The sequence below is a fragment of the Paraglaciecola mesophila KMM 241 genome, from assembly GCF_000315015.1.
In the GTDB taxonomy this organism is placed as follows: domain Bacteria; phylum Pseudomonadota; class Gammaproteobacteria; order Enterobacterales; family Alteromonadaceae; genus Paraglaciecola; species Paraglaciecola mesophila.
Genome location: NZ_BAEP01000043.1, coordinates 21084 through 41922 on the forward strand (window position 1 = coordinate 21084; position 20839 = coordinate 41922).

Here is a 20839-nt window from a genome sequence, read left to right on the forward strand (position 1 = left end):
TAAACATCATGCATTAACGATTGTTACTATATGCCTAAGCGTATTCTTAGCGTTTAAAAAGGCTCGTTCGTGAAGGTACAAAGCGCGCTAAACCAAACAATCCAACAAACAATAACCAAAAGCACCAGCGCCTTGGCGTTCGTACTCTTCTTCGTATACATCACAGTTATCAATCGAACCACCTGGTATGGGCACTAGCTTAATTGCGACAACGTGGGTGCTTGAAGATTGGGCATCGTACTCATCTAGTTCAATTTCACCTGTGATATCTTTATTAACGCTAGATACAGTTGCCGTTGCAATGATTTCGCCGTTTTCGTTAATGCCATTGGCTTGAGCAATGGTATAAGGGCTATTGCATTCAATTAAGTCGTTTAGGCTTGAGAAAATATCGTTACGATAATCATAAACAAAGCCTTCTACCCGGCGAATGCCTGAGCTGGTTTCTTCAAACTCGGTGAAACCAACCACTAGGTTGTCGTCATTGATTGCGGTGGGGACAGTAGAGGCACTGTCAAAGAAATCATCTGGGTAGTCAATGATACCTGAGTCGTAGTCATACACGAAAAACTTGTTAGGCGTTGAGCCCAGTACGCTTTTGGTGGCGTATCCTACAACCAAATCATTGTTATTGATGTCGACCGCGTAGCTGGCAAAAACATCGTACTCTTCGTCGCTATCTTCGCTGATCGTGTAGGCTTTGTCATTGTCGTAAATTACTGCCGCTGAGGTTAAGGTGTCAGTATTTTGATAGAACGCCGGTGACGTACCCACGGCAATACCAAAATCGTTGATGGCGACAGCCGTGCTGCTGTAAACCGTGGTGTCGTCTTCATCTGGTTCAATTAACATGGGTAGGGCGTAGGTATCTTCGACACCGTTATCGTCTAATTGCCAAATAACCCCTCTTTGCTGAAATACGCTTCCGAGACTGGCATTGGTGCTGATACTTAAACTGCGCAAACACGAGGCTTCAGGGATATCACCTCGCTCACTTTCATCGGCACAAGCATCGATACTGTCTTGCAAGGTAGTAGACACCAATTCAGTGCTCCCTATGCCGACTACTTGATTCAATTCATTTATATCGTAGGCTTCGCTGTATCCGCCCAAAGTACTTTCAGGCGGTGTCAGCTCTATTACGTTATCTTCTATTTGAGCGAATCCACGGTAGTAAAAATCATTTAGTACATAAGTGACATCTTCTATGTCTTCTGTCACATATTCCAGTTTATAAAAACCGTCGTAACTTTTCCCGACGGTATAGCCAAAGTCGTTGATACCACGTACGGTTGTGGTGGCACTGTTGCGGTACTCGTCGGTGTCATTGTCAATGGTGTCAAAACCATGAAGCAAAGTACTGGTGTCTTCTGAGGCCACATAGCTATTTAAGCTGGCAATTTGCTGAAAGAACTGGCTTTCGGCATTGGCCGTAATATAGGCATATAAAAATTCGTAGTCAGCGGTATTGAAGTCGCCCGAACGAGCATTTTCTAAGTTGGTTAACCCGGCAATGAGCGTAGCTGAATCGAAATTCAGCAATGAAACATCAATTACGGGATTAAATTGCGACGCTAAGTTAACGGCGATTTCACCGATGCTGTTGATGGCGGTTGGGTATGAGTCAACGCCTAACTCTGCGACGGGTAACTCAACTACTTGATACTGAGCACCGAACGCAGCGGGAACTGATAAAAAGGCGCTGGACAGAAATGCGCTGGACAAAAAGGAGCGGGATAAAAGAGCTGCTATTCGTGTTTGTTTCATTGTTTTTTCATCGCTTGTTTCATTGCTCGTGTCATCGCTTGATTATTACGGCTTACTATTGGCCTGCATAAAAGCGCTCTGCTCAAAACTAAATGTCTGACTCTGTTAGCGCTGTCGTTTATCTAGCTTGTGCAATGCTTTACTGGCTTTTAGGCAATAAAGGGCCTAACAGCGATAAAGCGAAAGGCTTTCAAAGCGTATGATGCAGATGTCGGCTAATGTGAGTCTTGGGTCGTCACTTGATATGTGAATCAGCGCCATAGCGAGGCAATTCCTTACTATGGCGCGAATGCGGTAAACCAATTAGTTAACTTGGTTTTGATCCACTAATGTCATGCTGAACCCGGTTGATGCGCTGTCATCTGGGGCAAAAATCAAGAACTGCTCAACACTGTCTTCGTCTAATGTCAGTTGGAAGCTGTCCATGATGATATCGCTGCCTTCGATAGTAGCGATGGCGAACACATCGTAAGTGTTATTGATAAGCGTGATAGAGCTGTTGCTTTCTTGTAAAACAGACAGGGTATTATCAGCGGTAGAAATCACTTCGTCGTTTTCAACAAAGTAGAATTTCACACGGCTAAAATCATCAGAGTCACTTAAGTTAACCACTTTAATTCCATGGCTATAAATGCTTGAACTGCTGCTTTTAGTGATGGTTAAAGACTTAATAATGGACTCGTAGTTATCAACGATACCGTCTTCGTTTTCATCGATAATGTCGTCTTCGTCATCATCAACGGCATCCGTTTTAGAGTATAAGAAAACAATATTGTCTGCGTTTTCTTGCAAACTTAACAATGCATCATGAATAAACAGCTCGTCATTATCAGCATTTAGAATGTCGAATGAATAGTCACCGTTAGAAGTCGTTGTCGTTTCACTGAATTGGCCGTATCCCAGGTCATCTACCATCAATTCGCTGTCGTCATCTAAATCAACGTTTAAGTCGACTACGCCAGTGTAATCAGGAATGTACTGGTTTGTGGCGATGCCGTTGTAAAAACCGAATGAGGCCTCAGCGTCAACATCGTTTAGCTCAGTAACACTGTTTACACCGATACTGTCGATGGTAAAAGGTGAGCTGCCTACACCTACGTTGTCACGCAATACCACAACATATTGGCTTACCACAGAATATGAAATATCTTCAGAGGTAAAGATTGGCTCGCTGCCACCTGGCTCAGTGATGTAGAAAATATACTGATCTTGTTCAATCTTTATATTGTCTGTAAGGCTGTTGAGTTCAACGGTTGATACGAACTCTGCTTCATTGAAGGTTTCGTTGTCTTCAGAGATGTAAACATCCACAGTGGAGTAGTCAGTGTTTAGATTTAGAAAACGCACGTTAAATAAATCATCGTCGTCGTCATCATCGTCATCTACCACAGGGATATCAAATGTGAGTACGTTAGGCGAACGAATATCGTCAGTAAGGGCAACAAAGGTAATCACTTCGTTTTGAATTTTATGCTGCTCTTGATAAATCACTTCAAGATCGCTGCGATCGCTACTTTCTTCGTCCTGCCAGCCAAGTTCAACCCAATAAGTGTCATTGTCCAGCGCGTTGTTCGAAGTGACATTGCCGAAAGTCACTGCACCATAGGTAATTTCTACTTCGTCGTCGTCATCTTCATCTAAGTCTTCATCAACGGTGAGATACACTGCTGGGGCGTTGTATGAGGCGTTGTAAAAGCGGATGTATCCAGTGTTGTCATCGTCACTTGAACCACAGCCAGTAAGAGATAATAACGCAACCCCCAAATATAGAGCAGGGGAGCGAATTATCGACGACGTCGTTTTGCTTAACTTCATTGTATCTCCAGGTTTATTTTCTTAGGTGAGATGCGGTCATATTTCACCTAAGGCTTTGTTTAATTGCCATTGTGACGTAAGGATAAAACGTTAAGTTCATTGGTTATGAGGCTCTTTACATAACCTTTACCTTTCTTGGCAATCGCTGACATTTCTATACAAATGAAGACAAAAGCTTGCGGGAAATTTGAACGAAATAGTTGGATTTGACAGGTTGGCTCGCACTGGCCACAGCTCAGGTCAGATGTACAAATTGTCCTTTAAAGAAACACTGCTGATTTACTACAAGGTTTAGTAATACCATTACTACACGGCGACGCCTTAATCAAAAACCGCTGGGCGCATTCTAAGGGGGCATTTATTAATGCGGATTGGTATGAATGGGTGAACTTCGGATCTCATAAAAAAGAAGCGGCTCGGACGAACCGCTCAATAACGAAATTAGTTCTTTTGGGCCTCTGGCTTGACCCGAATGATTCGATTAGTCGCGCTTTGGTGGATGAGCAAATTACCGTCACGGGTTGGGCGCATGTGGCGCACTATGCCGGCGAAGATTTGCGCGTCTCCCTTTCCTGTAGGAATGGGCCAACTTTGAAAGGTTTCGTTTTTTCGGTCAAAACGCACCAAGGCATCAGGGCGTTTACCTGATTCGTTGTACCAAATGGCATCCCCAATGACTGCGATAGCGTAGGGGTGTGAGTTTGGCCCGCTGGGGGAAGGCCATTCTTTGACTTCACCATTGTCAGGGTTGAGTCGACCTAAGCGGCCCCGCCCAGAATTGACGTACCAGATCATGCCGTCATCTGCGATATCAAGGCGCCTAACGGTCGTGCTTTCATTCGGCAGTGGGTACTCACTGAGCGACATGGTTGTAGGGTCTACTTTGACTAAGCAGTTACTACCATTACAGGCCACCCAAGGCGTGCCCTGGCTATCAATTTTAATGCCATACGGGCGAGCGTCTTGGGTTGGCATGGTGACTAATTTGATTTCCCCCGTGCTGGGTATCAAGCGGCCTACCATATTGCTGTGCTGCAAGGTAAACCACAAAGCACCGTTGTCATCGAAAATAGCTGAATGGGGGTCTTTCGCTTGCGGGTCGGGCATTTTATATTCGGTAATCTCGCCCGTTTGGGGATTGAGCTTACCCATTGTGCCGTTCTTGTTGCCTGTGTACCAAATGTTGCCGTTACTGTCGTGGGTGACAGTGTGCGGCATGGCGCTAGCCGGCAAGGGATATTCACGCATTTCACCAGTTTGTGGATTTATGCTCCCAATGAGATTTCCCCACTGGCCTGCCCACCAAATTGATCCATCTGGCGCTTCAATTGGATCTCGTGAACGCTGGCCCAGTGTAGGAACAACCCATTCTTCAAACGTAACAGAGAGGTCGCCCTCTACCAGCTGTGGGTTGCGCCGCGACTTAGGAGGAAAGTGTTTGGCTAAATAGGCTGTGATTTTTTCCCGGTTCGGGTTGCCGTCTAAATTGACCATGGTGGCAATCAAGTGCTGCCAACCGGTTTGGTTGTAGCCAACGCTAGATGCAATGCGATCGCTGGTATGACAGGCGTTGCAATGGGCTTCAACCAACTGTTTGCCGACATCGTCGGGCAGAGGTTGTGCAAATAAAGAGCCTGGGCTCAGTATGTGGGTTAACCCCATGGTCAAAATGGCTTTCGCTAAATGCTTCATGTTTCCTCCTAAGTGAAAAATACACATCCACGGCATCACAAAATCATAACAGCACAATACCACAAGGCCACGGTCCTACATTACCCGAACAAAGCGTAAAGTTGCAGAGTGGCTATGCAACTGCTTAAGGTCTAGCCTACTCTAATTTGTGGGCATTAAGAATATTTCGCGAACACAATTTCGTTTGTCGGCTTCAACGGCAAATAACACTGCATCTGCAACATCTGCAGGGGCAAGTTTGTCAGGCTTTTCGTCATCAAAAAACGGGGTGTTGACCATGCCCGGGGTAATGGTAGTACAGCGACCGCCCCATTCTGCCATCTCCTCTGCTAAGTTTTGCCCGAAACCATACGCAAACCACTTCGTCGCTCCGTATATCGAGCCTTTGATTGGGCGCCTACCTGCGGCTGAGCTGGTAATGATAAACTGACCTACAGACTCTCTTAGGTGGGGTAACGTGAGCTTAGCGGTGTAAAGTAAAGCATTGATGTTAATTTGAATCATGGTATCCCACTCATCGGGATCGCCTTTTTCTGTGCCAGATGTAGACACACCCATGCCAGCATTGGCATAGGCCACATCGAGGCGGCCGAATTTATTGATACCTTCTTTTACCACTTTCTCAAGCTCGTTAATGTCGGTGGCATCTGCGGCGACTGCAATTGCATGGTCAGCGCCAAGGTAATCCACTAATTCATCTAACTTTTCTTGTCTTCTAGCGGTTAACACCACTTTGTGGCCGTTTTGGACCAATATTTTGGCTGTCATCTCGCCAATACCACTGGATGCGCCGGTAATTAATACGACTTTTTCTTTCGCCATGTTACTTTCTCCTAGTGATGTAAAATTTGATGTTTTGTGTTTGTTACTACTAGAGCTGATGGTGTTTTGATCAAATTCAAGCCAAGTAGATGAAGTCACTTAATCATTAGATGTAAATAATCATTTAAGTGTCCTATCTTGGTCTATCGACGAGGAGCCAATGTGAACATGCCGTTCTCGCTTGAAAGGATTAGATTTTATAATGCTGGGTGAATAAAAAATGTGCGTTGTGTAACGCTTAAAATGTCACTAAAATCCGCGAAAATTTAACCTAAGTCGTTAATTATGAGCGATTTGAAATATTCTAATTAAGTATTTAAAAGGGCGGGTGAAGTGAACACAGCAGAATTTATTCAAATTCGAAAATTTATCGTTAAATTGGGCATTATGTTGCACAAATACGGTACACCTGCGTTTCGCTTAGAAGCATACTTAACTGAGCTTGCGACCTATTTTGGGGTCCGCGCTTCCTTTATTGCCACGCCCACGGCATTGACGTTCGTCATTTGGAGCGACAGACGAGAAGATGAATACAACCACTCAGTGCGTGTGCAGCCCGGTGATTACGATATGAATGCGTTGTCTCGCACCGATGAGTTGGCCACGCGCCTGCTCGCTGGTGAGGTCGGTTTAGAAGAAGCCGATCATCAGCTTGACGTGATCAATGAGATGCCCAGTCCTTACGGTAAGATATTAACCGGTCTAGGGTTTTGTGCTGCCACGGGCGCATTCGCTATGCTAATGGGGGCGAGTTGGCAAGAAATACTGTGGACCTCGTTAATTGGCCTAGTGGTTTACTTTTTAGTGTTGTGGTCGCAAATATCTCGCCGGGTGACCCTAATGCTTGAGCCAGCGGCATCTTTGGTCGCAGGACTGATTGCTTGTGCCATCAGTTTCTATTTCGATCACGGGATCAATATTCCGCTGGTGGTGCTTTCGTCCGTTATCATCTTAGTACCGGGATTAGCCTTAACCATGGGCCTAGCCGAGTTATCATCACGAAATTTAGTCTCTGGTACTGCGCGCGTCATGGATGCGGTGATGCAATTATTCAAACTTTATTTTGGGGCATTTCTAGGGATAAGCATCGGCTTTGGTTTATTTGGCCCGAATGAGTCATTGGTCGCCACTTCGTTACCGGAATGGACGCGCTGGTTCGCCATTTTGATGTTGTGTTTGGGTTTAGTGGTCATCTTCAGAACGCGGGTTAAACATATTCCGTGGACCTTGCTCTCAGGTTTTATTGCCTATGGGGCGACGGTTTGGAGTTCAACGTATTTAGAGCAGGGGTTAAGCACCTTTGTTGGAGCATTTGCTCTTGGGATTTACGCTAATTTATTCACCCGAATTGCCCACGCTCCAGCGTCATTGGTGAGCATGCAAGGCTTGATTGTTTTGGTGCCAGGTTCGAAAACCTATATTGGTTTGAATTCCTTTGTTTCCGGCCAAGACTTTGTGCAAGCAGAGCATATTGGGCAGGAAACTTTCTTGATTTTTATGTCGCTGATTGCAGGCCTAATATTCGCCAATGTTGTCATGCCCACAAAAAAGGCACTGTAGGTATTGTGTTTAACCTAAGCGCCTCGGTTTGATTTGGAGATAGTGGGTTAACTCACCTCTTTTAACCCTTCGTCCGTCTCTGCTAGATAGTGCTTAGGAAAAAAGCTGTCGGGGCTGGCTTCTTTAAGCGCTTGGGCAAACTTGCTGGGTTTCTCATCATCAAAAAAGCTGCCGGGTGTGGGGCTTTGGTATATTTCATCAAAGCGGCGCACTTCGGTTTGACTGACGCGCCTGAAAATATGCGAGCGATTAAGATCTTCTGTGTTGCGCAGACCTGCAGATGCGATGATTTCTAATGCCGAATTCACTGTGGCTTTGTGATAGCGAGCCACTCGCTCAGCTTTATCTGGCACCACTAAACCTCTAGCTAACTTAGGGTCTTGCGTGGCTATGCCAGTGGGACACTTGTTGGTGTTGCATTCTAATGATTGTACGCATCCCAAAGCGACCATCATGCCTCTGGCGCTGTTGCACATATCTGCGCCAAGGGCGAGGTTTTTGACCAAATGAAAGCCACTGAAGGTTTTACCGCTGGCAATTACGCGAATGTCTTTTTTCAAATCAAAACCGACCAAAATGTCGCACACGAATGACAGTGCTTCACGCAGCGGCATACCCACAGAGTTAGAGAACTCAAGTGGGGCGGCGCCTGTGCCGCCTTCGCCGCCATCCACCGTGATAAAGTCAGGTTTAATGCCGGTTTCAACCATGGCTTTACAAACAGCAACAAACTCGCTGGCACGGCCGATACACAGTTTAAATCCTACTGGTTTGCCACCAGATAATTCCCGTAATTGTTTGACGAATTGCATCATTTCAATCGGTGTGTCGAAGGCGCTGTGAGAGGGTGGGGAGTCCACTTGTGTGCCCGGCTCAACTAAGCGAATTCTGGCAATTTCATCGGTGTTTTTATCTGCAGGTAAAAGGCCGCCGTGGCCTGGTTTCGCCCCTTGGCTGAGTTTGATTTCAATCATTTTGATCACATCTTTTTGGGCGATTTTTTGAAATGCTTCAGGGGCGAAGTTACCGTCTTTATCGCGACAACCGAAATAGCCGGTACCAATTTGCCAAACAATATCACCGCCGTTTTCAAGGTGGTAATCACTGACGCTGCCCTCGCCTGTGTTGTGATAAAAGCCGCCTATGGCCGCGCCTTTATTTAATGCCCGAATGGCGTTGTCGCTCAATGCGCCAAAGCTCATGGCGGAGATATTGAAAAAGCTGGCTTCGTAAGGCTGCAAGCAATCAGGCCCTCCGACAGTAATGCGAGGCGCAGGGCGTTTGCTGTCATGGTGCTTTGCCGCCATTGAATGGCCTATCCATTCGTAGCCCACGCGTTGGGTGTCGATTTTTGTGCCATAGGGGTTGGAATCCAAACTTCCTTTTGCTCTTTGGTAAATCAATGAACGGAACATACGGGTTATCGGCGTGCCGTCGGTTTCTGATTCGAAAAAATACTGACGAACAAAGGGGCGAATACGCTCCATAATCCAGCGACCGTGACCAACAACGGGAAAGTTACGTAAAATGCTGTGCCGTGTTTGGTTATAATCGTAATAACCCACTGCCACGATAGGGATGAGTAACACGAACAGCCATAGTGCGGGCAGCCAAAATAAGCTCAGAAGTAGAACGACCACAGCTGACCAAATTGCAATTCTTATCAGTTTTGTTTCCATTGTTGCTCACTATTGTTGGTTTTTTGATTGGGTGATAATTATCAGACCTCTTGATCCAAGAACATCGTTCAATTATTTCTATTGCTGGAGAATAATCTAGTGGGTTGTGTATCGGCATATTTCAATGCGCTTACTGAATACACCTTAAAATCTGTTTATCTGTGTTGATCTACTAAGATTGGGTTTCCGTCAGGGTCTGTCACCATGAAGCTGCCTGGGCCTTCACTGTTTTCATCGGCTTCGCTAATAAACTCAACGTCTCTATCTCTTAATGATTGCTGAATTTTACGCACATCAGTGAAGGTTTCTGTGGGATTACCGTGATTGTCCCAACCTGGGTTGAATGTCAGCATATTTTTTTCAAACATACCTTGAAACAAACCAATGGTTTGACTGCTATTTCTGAGGATTAACCAGCCTTGTTTTTGGTCTCCTCCTACTACCGCAAAGCCTAGTTTTTGGTAAAAGCTTTTGGATAAGTCGATGTCTTTTACGCTTAAGCTAATTGAAAATGCACCCAGTTCCATGATGTTCTCCTTTGTTCACGTTCGCTAGCATGCATGAATACTAACTTGTTCGAGCATGCTATGTGTACAATAACGCTAGCATTCAAGATCAGTTCACGCAAAGGACGGTGGTTAGTTGATGAGACTTATCGCCTAACCTAGATGTTCAGCTAGATAATCCACTAAGGTGCGAATTTTGGGTGATAAATGCCTGTTGCGCGGGTAAACAGCCCAAATACCTTCTTCGGATTCGCGATAATTATCAAGCAAGCTGACCAGAGCGCCACTTTCGAGGTCTTCTTGCACGTAGTAATCCGGCAGTTGCACTATGCCCAACCCTTTTAGTGCAGCGTCCACTAAACTGTACCCGCTGTTATACCTTAGCCTGCCTTTTACGCGGATATTTCGCTCTTTACCCTCGTCACAAAAGTGCCAATAATCTAGGGTGCCCAGTAAGCAGCTGTGTTTATTCAATTCTGACAGAGAATGCGGAAAGCCGTATTTCGCCAAGTACCCAGGGGAGGCACACACAAAGTTGGTGCGGGTTGCGAGCTTTTTCGCCATCATAGATGAGTCGCTTAATTTACCTAAGCGAATAGCTAGATCGTAGCCTTGCTCCACTAAGTCTATTTTCTGGTTGCTTAAATATGCCGACACCTCTACGTCAGGATAAAGCAGCATAAAATCATTCACTAAGGGCAGAATTTGTTGCTCACCATAGGTAACGGGGGCAGTGAGGCGAATCGTGCCTTGGGGCTTTGATTGTAAATTTGTGATGGCGCGCTCTGCGGCATCGAGTCCATCAAGTACGCTGCGACAATGTTGATAAAAAAGGCGGCCTTCTTCGGTCAAGGACACTTTACGCGTGGTGCGATAAAACAGCTTCACGTTTAATCTCGATTCTAATGCGCTTATCTGGCGGCTGACTTGGGCTGTTGAAATAGCTAAATTTTTTGACGCTTGAGTAAAACTTTCTGTTTCAGCCACATAAACGAATTCGTTGATCCCTTCCCACTGCATGATTGTTACCTGTGAGTAAAAGTAATTTACTGAATCAGTATATTATCATTCTTCAAGAAATAAATATAATGCTCTGCATACTCGCAAACGAGCGTGAAAACAGAAACGTATGGGCGTGTTGGCAAAAGCTTGAGCAAGGCGCTAAACAGCCAGTTAAGACATTACATAGGAAGCAAAGATGAGTTGGGTGTTTTTAATACTAGGTGTGGTTGCGGAAGCCATGTCACATGTAGCGCTAAAAGAAACTGATGGCTTTACTCGGCCTATTCCTAGTGCGCTCGTGTTAATGGGGCACCTTGCGGCTTTTATGTTTTTAGGCCAAGCGATGAAAGGCATGCCCATAGGAATTGTACACGCGTTGTGGGCTGGGCTAGCGATTGTCACCGTCACCTTATTGTCGACAGTGATTTACCGCCAACACCTGGATTTAACCACGTGGTTTGGTATGGCGTTCGTCGCCGTAGGTGTGGCAATGATCAATTTGTCCCAAGGCCATAGCCATTAAGTACGAGTCGATTTTCAGACCTTGAGGGCGTGTTTTAAACGAATGGAGCACAGCACACAAAACAACTACTTTTCATGTAGGTAATTTATTTCAGTCTATTTATTAACACACTTTTACTAATGCAGTTTCATCCACGAAATCGATTTATTTACGTAATCAATTTATTAACTCAAAGAGAGGACCACTATGTCAGATCAATTTATTAAATCTAAAGCCGCTATTGCTTGGGGACCTAAGCAGCCATTGTCTATCGAAGTAGTAGACGTCATGTTACCGCGTAAGGGCGAAGTATTAATTAAAGTGATTGCCTCTGGAGTGTGTCACACAGACGCATTCACTTTATCCGGTGACGATCCAGAAGGGATTTTCCCGGTCATTCTGGGCCACGAAGGGGGTGGTATCGTTGAACAAGTAGGCGAGGGCGTAACCAGCGTTTCGGTTGGCGATCACGTTATTCCTCTTTACACCCCTGAGTGCGGTGAATGTAAATTCTGTTTGTCTGGTAAAACTAACCTTTGTCAAAAAATACGTGAAACTCAAGGTAAAGGTTTGATGCCTGACGGCACCACGCGTTTTTATAAAGACGGCCAGCCTATCTTTCATTATATGGGTTGTTCAACATTTTCTGAATATACGGTTTTACCTGAAATCTCATTGGCAAAAGTGAACAAAGACGCCCCCTTAGAAGAAGTATGTTTGTTAGGTTGTGGTGTTACCACAGGCATGGGCGCGGTGATGAATACCGCCAAAGTGGAAGAAGGCGCGACTGTGGCTATTTTCGGTTTAGGTGGCATTGGCTTGTCAGCCGTCATTGGTGCAACTATGGCCAAAGCCAGTCGTATCATCGCTATCGACATCAATGAAAGTAAATTCGAACTAGCGAAGAAATTGGGCGCAACTGACTTTATCAACCCTAAAGACTACGACAAACCCATTCAAGACGTGATTGTTGAGCTAACAGATGGTGGCGTTGACTACTCATTTGAGTGTATCGGCAACGTTAACCTTATGCGCTCTGCACTTGAGTGTTGCCACAAAGGCTGGGGCGAGTCTGTGATCATCGGTGTGGCGGGTGCTGGGCAAGAAATTTCAACCCGCCCATTCCAGCTAGTAACGGGGCGTGTATGGCGCGGCTCTGCCTTTGGTGGCGTGAAAGGGCGTTCTGAATTGCCAGATTACGTAGAGCGTTACTTACAAGGTGAGTTCAAACTGAGCGATTTCATCACCCATACCATGGGCCTTGAGGACATCAATGAATCTTTCGACTTGATGCACAAAGGCGAGAGTATTCGCAGCGTTATTCACTTTTAAGCGAAAGCGATATTGTGACTGCTTACCCTTTGGCGAGCAGTCATTCTTTATGCTTTTTTAGCAACAACACGAAATTCTACAAAACAACAAAAGGCTCCTGGCCGAGTTTTAGGCATGCTTATGACAATTGAAAATTTATCAATCAACAAAAGCTTTGGCGGCTGGCACAAACAGTATAGTCATCCATCCAAGGCCCTAAATTGCAGCATGCGCTTTGCGATTTATTTACCGCCGCAAACCGCGAATGGCACTAAGGTGCCCGTTTTGTATTGGTTGTCAGGCTTGACCTGCACCGACGAGAACTTTATGCAAAAAGCCGGTGCACTGCGTATAGCAGCCCAGCTGGGCATCGCCATAGTGGCACCAGACACCAGCCCTAGGGGCGACGATGTGGCCGATGATGAAGGTTATGATTTGGGTAAGGGCGCAGGCTTTTACGTGAATGCGACCCAAGCACCTTGGGATCGACATTATCATATGTACGATTATGTGGTGAATGAACTGCCTCAGCTAATTGAAGGGACATTTCCCGTGTCGGACAAACGCGCGATTGCAGGCCATTCGATGGGCGGCCATGGGGCATTGACTATCGCCATGCGCAATCCTGAGCGTTACACATCTGTGTCGGCATTTAGCCCGATCAGCAACCCAGTAAACTGCCCTTGGGGGCAAAAAGCCTTCACCACATACCTTGGTAGTGACATGGCAAAATGGCGTGAACATGATGCCAGCGAATTGATGCGCAGTGCCACACAGTTTGTCCCTGCTTTGGTTGACCAAGGCGCATCTGATGACTTCTTGAGTGAGCAGCTAAAGCCTGAAGTATTGCAAAGTGCAGCTAAGGCCAGCGGCTATCCGTTAGCGCTGAATTTGCACGAGGGTTACGATCATAGTTACTACTTTATCAGTAGTTTTATCGAAGAACATTTATGCTTTCACGCTGAGCATTTGAACAAGGCGTAGCCTAAAGCCAATGCTCTCACAGTTATGCTTGTTGGTTCAGTATCTAATAAGGTGAGCGCTTGCGCTTGCCTTAATCTTAATCCTCATTTACCCGCTTACTTATTTTGCCGTTTTTGATTAATTCACACAGATGGGAGAATGTTTTGCTTATTTATTTTTATCGTATTACATTGCGACTAAATTAACTCCAGCCGCATTGTTAACAAAGTGTTGTTAACAATATTTCGATGTTGTACCTTATTCATTAACGAATGTGATAAGGGTTAAACGTATGGATTTTGTTGTTACAGGGCGTATTAAGATATTTTTAATTACACTAGTTTCACTTTTTATATTGGGCTGCGCGCCGCACCAGAGTGCATTACATCAAAGTGTGCCGGTTGATGATAAGGCGCTTTCTATCGCGGTGAACAAGCACAGCCAAGATCACCAGCGGGTGGAGCGTGATTTTAATCGCGATTGGCTATTTTCCCTTAGTGATAACACGCAATATAGCAACACAAATTTTGACGACAGTGCATGGCGAACGCTTAACCTTCCTCACGATTGGAGCGTAGAACTCGCCTTTGATAAGCAAAAGGGTGACGGCGCTACAGGCTACTTACCTGGTGGAGTAGGCTGGTATCGCAAGCACTTTACTACCCCTAGCAACTCATCAGATCAGCCTAAAGCGCAGCAGCGACACTTCATATACTTCGATGGCGTATATAACCGTTCAGACGTTTACCTCAATGGACAAAAACTAGGCGCTCAAGAATACGGCTACACTCCATTTTACTACGATGTTACCGATGTATTAGCTCCAGAAGGTGAAGACAACGTGATCGCGGTCAGGGTCAATCATTCTCGGTATATTGACAGTCGTTGGTACACAGGCTCAGGCATTTACCGAAACGTTGAGTTCATTACCACAGGCGCGCTGCACATTCCTATTTGGGGCTCCTATGTGCTCACACCCAGTATCACAGATAGCAACGCACACGTAGTGCTGGCCACCAAAATCGCCAACGCTCAAGCACAATCTGCCCAGTTCACCGTGCAATCGTATATTGAAAATGCTCAGCAGCAGGTAGTTGCTAAGCACGAGCAAGTGCATCAACTCGCGGCCAACAGTACGCTAACCGCTAACCAAGAGATGAATATTGCGCGGCCAATTCGTTGGGATATCAATAACCCGTATCAGTACACTGTGGTCAGTCGGATTTTACAAAACGACCGTGTTATCGATGAATACCGCACGCCTTTTGGTATACGTGAACTGCGTTTCGATGCCGATAAGGGCTTCTTTCTTAATGGCCGCTCATTAAAAATAAAAGGGGTGAATTTGCATCACGATGCTGGGTTAGTAGGTAGCGCTGTACCGGATGATGTTTGGCGTCGTCGTTTACTAAAATTAAAGGAGGCTGGGGTCAACGCAATACGCGTAGCACATAACCCTTCTTCACAAGCGTTCTTAGATTTGTGTGACGAGCTGGGCTTGATGGTACAAGTAGAAATATTTGACGAGTGGGACAATCCCAAAGACAAACGCTTGAATCAGCAAGAGCGCCATTCAGATGATATTAGCCGAGGTTATGCCGATATTTTTGCCCGAGACGCGAAGCAAGACTTAACTGCAGCAGTCACCCGTGATCGTAATCACCCATCGGTGATCATGTGGAGCATTGGTAATGAAATTGAGTGGACCTATCCACGTTATGCAGCGGCTACGGGTTATTTTGATATGAATGCAGGGGGAAATTACTTTTTTAACCCGCCATTTATTACCGCCGATGAAATTTCTCGTCGTTTTCATCAAAGCCCAGAGGGAAAGCACGTACTAGCAAAGACCGCTAAAAAATTGTCTGATTGGGTCAAAGCGTTAGACACGTCACGTCCGGTGACCGCGAATTTAATACTACCCTCTGTCAGTCATGTGTCTGGTTACACTGACGCCCTTGATGTAGTGGGCTACAGTTATCGGCGCGTGATATACGATTATGGGCATGAGCGTTACCCTGACAAAATGATTATGGGCACAGAAAACGTTCCCCAATGGCATGAATGGAAAGCGGTAATGGAACGTGATTTTATTGGCGGTACATTTTTGTGGACAGGTATTGATTACCTCGGGGAGGCACATAACCAATGGCCTAAGAAGTCGAGCGCCACAGGTTTGCTGGACCTAGCAGGCTTTGAAAAGCCGGCTTATCACATGTTCAAAACCTTGTGGAATGACACGCCTCATCTCTACTTAACAACGCAAACAATGCCATTGTCACCCTATAAATTGAACGATAACGGCGATGTAGTGGAGAAGAAGAAAGATGCCTGGCAGCAGTACGTGTGGGGCTGGTACGACGTTAATCATCACTGGAATTATAGCAAGGATACACTTGTCGCAATTGAGGTTTACACCAATTGTGCCAGTGCAGAACTAATGGTTAATGGTCAATCAAAAGGGATAAAAAATCTTGCTGATTTTTCTGATCGGATACTGAAATGGGCCGTGCCATATACATCTGGAACTGTTGTGGCCAAAGGCTTAGGGGACTGTAAAACACAAGATAAGCTGCAAACTGCCGAAAATGCCAGTCAAATAAACTTACACGTGGATCGCCAAGTATTGCCCGCAGACGGCTATGGGGTTGCACATATCGAATTGCAGATGCAAGACAACCAAGGCAAACCAGTTGTTCTAGATGAGCAAACTATACAGTTTGAAATTACAGGCCCTGTGACAGTACTAGGTGTGGATAACGGTGCGCCAGACAGTTCACAACCCTATCAGGCACAACAAGTGACCACGGCAAAAGGGCGAGCGCTTTTGCTGTTGCAATCAACGCTAACCCCAGGCGAAGTCACAGTGACGGCCAGTGGTTCAGGGGTAAAAGCAGCTTCATTGCACTTAACGGTTAAATGACGACAGGCAGTTAAGCCTATCAACACCTTAGCAAAAAAGTAGATGAAGGCGCGCATTGGCTATGTTCCGTGTAGCTGTTTTACTAGCAGATATGCGCGCCAATTTTGCCATTGCTAACGCTAACTAAAGCGTGAAATATGCAAAGACAGAATGTGTACGAAAACGAAATTTAATTTTCATTTGAATGATGTTTTTCACATATAAATAATATAGTATTGACATTTGTTAACAATAAACAATGGTGTTTACTGATGTCAAAACTATCTCACGGACTGTTACTATCGCTACTTACTACAGGATTAAGTGCATGTAACAACGATGCTTCCTCGAATAACGTTAAACCGTCTGCTTCGAATCAACAAAATAATGAACAAGTGCTGTTAGCTGATTTTGAAGAGGCGACATTGCCTAGCTGGATCCAACGGGATCATATCCAAGCTAAAATAACGAAAGCCGCAGGCATCACCAGTGGCAATCAGGCGATTGAGCTAACATTCGACTCAAGCTCAGAGTATTCAACGTTATCTCTTCAACCAGCCAAACCTTGGGATTTATCCGTATTGGGCGATATGAACCTCGCTTTTGATGCCACAAACACAAGCGATGTGTCGGTTCATTTATATCTTCGGGTGAATGATGCGCACCAGATGCAAACCAGAAGTATCTCGATTCCAGCTCATAGCAGCGCTACCTACTATGCTGATTTAAGTGGCCCACAAATTTCCTTAGACAGTGGTTTACGAGCCGATCCACCAGCTTGGTCGTCGGATGAATTTAGAATGCCTTATATGACGGGTAATAAGCTCCTAGATATTAGTGAAATAAAAGAAGTGAGCTTTTACATTTCGTCAAATATTGAAGATAAGCAAGTCATCCTGGACAACGTAAGGGCCAGAAGTAATCCAGCTATCGACCCCGAGTATTTAGTGGGGTTAGTGGACGAATTTGGTCAACCTGCAAAATCTAATTTCAAAGATAAAGTGAAATCTGACAGCCATTTAAAACAACTTGCCGAAGAAGAGCTGGTTGATTTAGCGGCTAACCCGGTATTAGCGGACCGTTCTAAATACGGCGGCTGGAAGAAAGGCCCAAAATTAGAAGCCACAGGATTTTTTAGAACAGAAAAGGTTAATGGCGTTTGGTCCTTAGTTGACCCCGAAGGATATTTGTTCTTCTCATCGGGTATTGCCAATATTCGTATTGCTAACACTACAACATTAACAGGGGTCGACTTCAAAGACGATCAGGTACGCTATATTGACCCTGAAGATGTTACCCCGGAAGACTCTTTGGGAATACGGCCTGTTTCTGCAAAAGCGCAAAAGACACGCTATATTTCATCTGAATTACGACACAATATGTTCAATTGGCTACCAGATTATGACGATGAATTAGCCAATCATTATTCGTATAGAAGAAGTACGCATAAAGGCCCTTTAGCACATGGTGAAACCTTTAGCTTTTATCAGGCTAATTTAGAGCGTCGCTACGGAGAACGTTATCCAGAGTCGTTCATTGATGACTGGGAAGATGTGACCATTAAACGCATGCGCAGCTGGGGAATGACATCATTTGGAAATTGGGTTGACCCAGAATTTTATCATAAAAACCAGTTTCCCTATTTTGCCAATGGATGGATTATTGGGGATTTCAAAACCGTTACCGCCGATGGACATGGCTGGTCGCCGATGCCGGACCCTTACGATCCAGAGTTTGCCCGACGCGCGAAAGTCACGACGCAAGTCATTGCCGACGAGGTCAAAAACAATCCGTGGTGTATAGGCGTGTTTATTGATAATGAAAAAAGCTGGGGTAACCCAGCAAGTATAGAAAGCCATTATCGTATCCCTATTCAAAACTTTAAAATGGATGCGAGCCAAAGCCCAGCTAAAGCTGAGTTTACTAAGTTGCTGCAAGATAAATATGGAGATATTGCAACGCTTAATCGTGCATGGGAAACCAATATTCCTTCTTGGGATTCGTTCGCCAAAAAATTTGATGTAGAGCAAATTAACGATGCCATGATTGAAGATATGTCGGTTATTCTTGAAACCTACACCAGCCAATATTTTGAGGTGGTCAATAGCGCATTAAGAGAAGTTATGCCAAATCACTTATACATGGGTGTGCGAATGGCCGCTTGGAGCATCAACCCTGAAGGGGTTCGTGCAGCTAAAAAATACGTGGATGTGATGAGTTATAACTACTATCGAGAAGGTATGCATGACTCAACTTGGGATATTCTTCCACAGATAGATATGCCGAGCATTATTGGGGAATACCACTTTGGTGCGATGGATACGGGACTGTACCACCCGGGGTTAATTCACTCTTCTGACCAAAAAGATCGCGCAAGAGGGTATCAAGCTTACATGCGTAAAGTAATAGACAACCCTTATATGGTGGGGGCGCATTGGTTCCAATACACAGATTCGCCCGTTACTGGCCGTGCGTACGACGGTGAGAATTACAATGTAGGCTTTGTTACTAACGCAGATGTACCCTATAAAGAAATGGTTGAAGCGGCGCGAGAGATAAATCAAGAATTGTATCCGCGTAAATTCAAAGATGCAGTTAAATAACGCTCTCTTTAAATGGGAGATTGAAACGGACGCAAGTGAGTTTCGCGCAGTTGTGATTGCTGGCGCATTTGAGTATCACTCATAAGAGCAAGAAGCTGCTTTAAATCTGAGCCCTGGTAGCTACGTAGAATCGACAGGTGCCTTCACTCACAGCATTGAAAACAAGGGTTATACACCAGCCACTGTTTTCATTCGACTAATAGCAAATACCACGTTAACTAGATTAAGCTCAGCCCTTGGCAGTATTAGCTATAAAGATTGTTTTAAGGAGTAACGCAAACATGGCCAATGTGAGTTGGCCATTATTTAATTCCCCGCTTTACACAAAGCGCAATACTAGCGAAATAATGATCCCGGTGACGATGAGCTGAACTAAGCAAAAGCCCATAATATCTTTAGCTTTGAGCCCTGCAATGGCTAACACGGGCAACGCCCAAAACGGTTGAATTAAATTAGTCCACGCATCGCCCCACGCTACTGCCATAGCCACGCGGCTAACATCTGCGCCTAGTTCAGCGGCAGCAGGCAAAATAACTGGGGCTTGTACCGCCCATTGACCGCCACCAGATGGGACAAAGATATTGACGATACCAGCACTGATGAAGCTCCACACGGGGAGTGACTCGGCGCTAGCAAAACTGATAAGCCATTGGGACAAACTTTGGGCTAAACCAGATTGCACCATGACCGCCATAATTCCCGCATAGAACGGAAACTGAATAACAATGCCGCTACCACCATGTATTGCCTGTTGAAGGCTGTGCAGCAAACGTTTAGGGGTGCCATGTAATACGATGGCTAGAAATAAAAAGAGGCTGTTCACGATATTCAGATTCAGGCCGCCGCCTTGAACAAAGTAACTTAATAGGTAGGCTATACCCACAAAAGCGACTAACACCGCTAACAGTTTACTGTTCTCAAGTTTATCTGCTGGTCGAGCATTTTCGGCGCTTGGCATAGGGTCATCATGCAGTTTATCTGGGCTGACGATAATGCTTTCGTCAGCAGGGGGCATCATCAGGCGATTAACCAGAGGTACGACGATAAATAGAATAGCGAGCAGGATAAGGTTAAAGCTGCTGAATAGGGTGCTGCCTGTGGTGATTACGCCGATTTGGTCCTCACTAAAGTGCCCAGACGTAGCGATTGTCAGTGGAATTGATCCCGCTAAACCGCCATGCCACACCACAAAACCAGAATAAGCACTGGCCACTAACAGTCGGTAGTCGACTTGAACGTTGCGGGCAAGGGCTTTGGCAAACAAAGCCCCGACGACTAAACCAAAGCCCCAGTTGATCCAACTGGCCGTGAGAGACACCAAGGTCACTAAAATAATGGCTTTACCTGGAGTATTCCCTAATTTCGCTAAGCGCCCTAAAAGGTTTTTCATTAAAGGCGTATTAGCCAACATAAAACCGCTGACTAATACCAACAGCATTTGCATGGAAAAGCTTAACAGCCCCCAAAACCCATCGCCCCATTGGGTGATGACGTTCAAAATTGGTTGCTGCTCAAAGGCAACTGCAGCGCCGATTGTGACTAGTGTTAAGATAAGAACAAAAATATAGGGATCGGGGAGATAACGTTCTACTAATTTTATAAAAGGTTTTGCGGCACGGTTTAGCATGTAGAACGCCTATAACATATTGATAACAAGACGTATCTTAGCGTATTTTAACTCAATGTATATGCTTTGGTATTGTTGCTAGAAAGCC

Annotated in this window: 14 protein-coding genes; 6 read left to right on the forward strand and 8 right to left on the reverse strand. The window is 45.3% G+C overall.

Translation table 11 applies throughout. The annotated features are described in order from the left end of the window. Nucleotides 1–87 precede the first annotated feature (87 nt). From GMES_RS09715 to GMES_RS09730, 4 genes are all read right to left on the reverse strand, one after another. Nucleotides 88–1767, reverse strand: coding sequence for a DUF3466 family protein (locus GMES_RS09715; protein ID WP_006992491.1), 1680 nt, complete (start codon nt 1765–1767; stop codon nt 88–90). Between the two features lie 303 nt (nt 1768–2070). Further along, nucleotides 2071–3582, reverse strand: a complete 1512-nt coding sequence (locus GMES_RS09720) for a hypothetical protein (protein WP_006992492.1) — start codon at nt 3580–3582, stop codon at nt 2071–2073. Nucleotides 3583–4023: 441 nt separating this feature from the next. Next, nucleotides 4024–5274 carry a Vgb family protein gene (locus GMES_RS09725; protein WP_006992493.1) on the reverse strand — a complete coding sequence of 417 codons (1251 nt, stop codon included), beginning with the start codon at nt 5272–5274 and terminating at the stop codon, nt 4024–4026. Between the two features lie 141 nt (nt 5275–5415). Continuing rightward, on the reverse strand, nt 5416–6096 hold the full coding sequence (locus tag GMES_RS09730) for an SDR family oxidoreductase (RefSeq protein WP_006992494.1): 681 nt from the start codon (nt 6094–6096) through the stop codon (nt 5416–5418). A 333-nt stretch (nt 6097–6429) separates the two neighbouring features. Between GMES_RS09730 and GMES_RS09735 the strand changes: the two genes are divergently transcribed. Next, on the forward strand, nt 6430–7656 hold the full coding sequence (locus GMES_RS09735) for a threonine/serine exporter family protein (RefSeq protein WP_006992495.1): 1227 nt from the start codon (nt 6430–6432) through the stop codon (nt 7654–7656). Nucleotides 7657–7703: 47 nt separating this feature from the next. Here GMES_RS09735 and GMES_RS09740 read toward each other — a convergent pair whose 3' ends face one another. The 3 genes from GMES_RS09740 to GMES_RS09750 all read right to left on the reverse strand — a co-directional run bounded on the left by GMES_RS09740 (nt 7704) and on the right by GMES_RS09750 (nt 10861). Then, nucleotides 7704–9335 (reverse strand): FMN-binding glutamate synthase family protein, encoded by a 1632-nt coding sequence (locus tag GMES_RS09740; protein ID WP_006992496.1) that lies wholly within the window; start codon nt 9333–9335, stop codon nt 7704–7706. Nucleotides 9336–9490: 155 nt separating this feature from the next. Then, nucleotides 9491–9862, reverse strand: a complete 372-nt coding sequence (locus tag GMES_RS09745; RefSeq protein WP_006992497.1) for a VOC family protein — start codon at nt 9860–9862, stop codon at nt 9491–9493. Nucleotides 9863–9994: 132 nt separating this feature from the next. After that, entirely contained in the window at nt 9995–10861 is an 867-nt protein-coding gene (locus GMES_RS09750) for a LysR substrate-binding domain-containing protein (RefSeq protein WP_006992498.1), read from the reverse strand. A 178-nt stretch (nt 10862–11039) separates the two neighbouring features. Here GMES_RS09750 and GMES_RS09755 point away from each other — a divergent pair, with 178 nt between their 5' ends. The 5 genes from GMES_RS09755 (at nt 11040) to GMES_RS09775 (ending at nt 19124) form a co-directional block, all read left to right on the forward strand. Next, entirely contained in the window at nt 11040–11366 is a 327-nt protein-coding gene (locus GMES_RS09755; protein ID WP_006992499.1) for a DMT family transporter, read from the forward strand. 186 nt (nt 11367–11552) lie between these two features. After that, a complete protein-coding gene (locus tag GMES_RS09760) occupies nt 11553–12677 on the forward strand; it encodes an S-(hydroxymethyl)glutathione dehydrogenase/class III alcohol dehydrogenase (protein ID WP_006992500.1) in 1125 nt (374 codons plus the stop codon). Between the two features lie 120 nt (nt 12678–12797). Further along, entirely contained in the window at nt 12798–13640 is an 843-nt protein-coding gene (gene fghA / locus GMES_RS09765; RefSeq protein WP_006992501.1) for an S-formylglutathione hydrolase, read from the forward strand. A gap of 271 nt (nt 13641–13911) precedes the next feature. Continuing rightward, nucleotides 13912–16542, forward strand: coding sequence for a glycoside hydrolase family 2 TIM barrel-domain containing protein (locus GMES_RS09770; RefSeq protein WP_006992502.1), 2631 nt, complete (start codon nt 13912–13914; stop codon nt 16540–16542). Nucleotides 16543–16793: 251 nt separating this feature from the next. Beyond that, entirely contained in the window at nt 16794–19124 is a 2331-nt protein-coding gene (locus tag GMES_RS09775) for a beta-galactosidase (protein WP_226990280.1), read from the forward strand. A gap of 319 nt (nt 19125–19443) precedes the next feature. On the opposite strand, the gene GMES_RS09780 is transcribed toward GMES_RS09775, so the two are convergent. Continuing rightward, nucleotides 19444–20751 carry a short-chain fatty acid transporter gene (locus GMES_RS09780; protein ID WP_006992504.1) on the reverse strand — a complete coding sequence of 436 codons (1308 nt, stop codon included), beginning with the start codon at nt 20749–20751 and terminating at the stop codon, nt 19444–19446. Nucleotides 20752–20839 lie beyond the last annotated feature (88 nt).

Coding starts and splice junctions, on each gene's coding strand:
- GMES_RS09715 (WP_006992491.1), bottom strand. CDS start 1,767: ATGAAACAAACACGAATAGCAGCTCTTTTATCCCGCTCCTTTTTGTCC.
- GMES_RS09720 (WP_006992492.1), bottom strand. CDS start 3,582: ATGAAGTTAAGCAAAACGACGTCGTCGATAATTCGCTCCCCTGCTCTA.
- GMES_RS09725 (WP_006992493.1), bottom strand. CDS start 5,274: ATGAAGCATTTAGCGAAAGCCATTTTGACCATGGGGTTAACCCACATA.
- GMES_RS09730 (WP_006992494.1), bottom strand. CDS start 6,096: ATGGCGAAAGAAAAAGTCGTATTAATTACCGGCGCATCCAGTGGTATT.
- GMES_RS09740 (WP_006992496.1), bottom strand. CDS start 9,335: ATGGAAACAAAACTGATAAGAATTGCAATTTGGTCAGCTGTGGTCGTT.
- GMES_RS09745 (WP_006992497.1), bottom strand. CDS start 9,862: ATGGAACTGGGTGCATTTTCAATTAGCTTAAGCGTAAAAGACATCGAC.
- GMES_RS09750 (WP_006992498.1), bottom strand. CDS start 10,861: ATGCAGTGGGAAGGGATCAACGAATTCGTTTATGTGGCTGAAACAGAA.
- GMES_RS09755 (WP_006992499.1), top strand. CDS start 11,040: ATGAGTTGGGTGTTTTTAATACTAGGTGTGGTTGCGGAAGCCATGTCA.
- GMES_RS09760 (WP_006992500.1), top strand. CDS start 11,553: ATGTCAGATCAATTTATTAAATCTAAAGCCGCTATTGCTTGGGGACCT.
- fghA (WP_006992501.1), top strand. CDS start 12,798: ATGACAATTGAAAATTTATCAATCAACAAAAGCTTTGGCGGCTGGCAC.
- GMES_RS09770 (WP_006992502.1), top strand. CDS start 13,912: ATGGATTTTGTTGTTACAGGGCGTATTAAGATATTTTTAATTACACTA.
- GMES_RS09775 (WP_226990280.1), top strand. CDS start 16,794: ATGTCAAAACTATCTCACGGACTGTTACTATCGCTACTTACTACAGGA.
- GMES_RS09780 (WP_006992504.1), bottom strand. CDS start 20,751: ATGCTAAACCGTGCCGCAAAACCTTTTATAAAATTAGTAGAACGTTAT.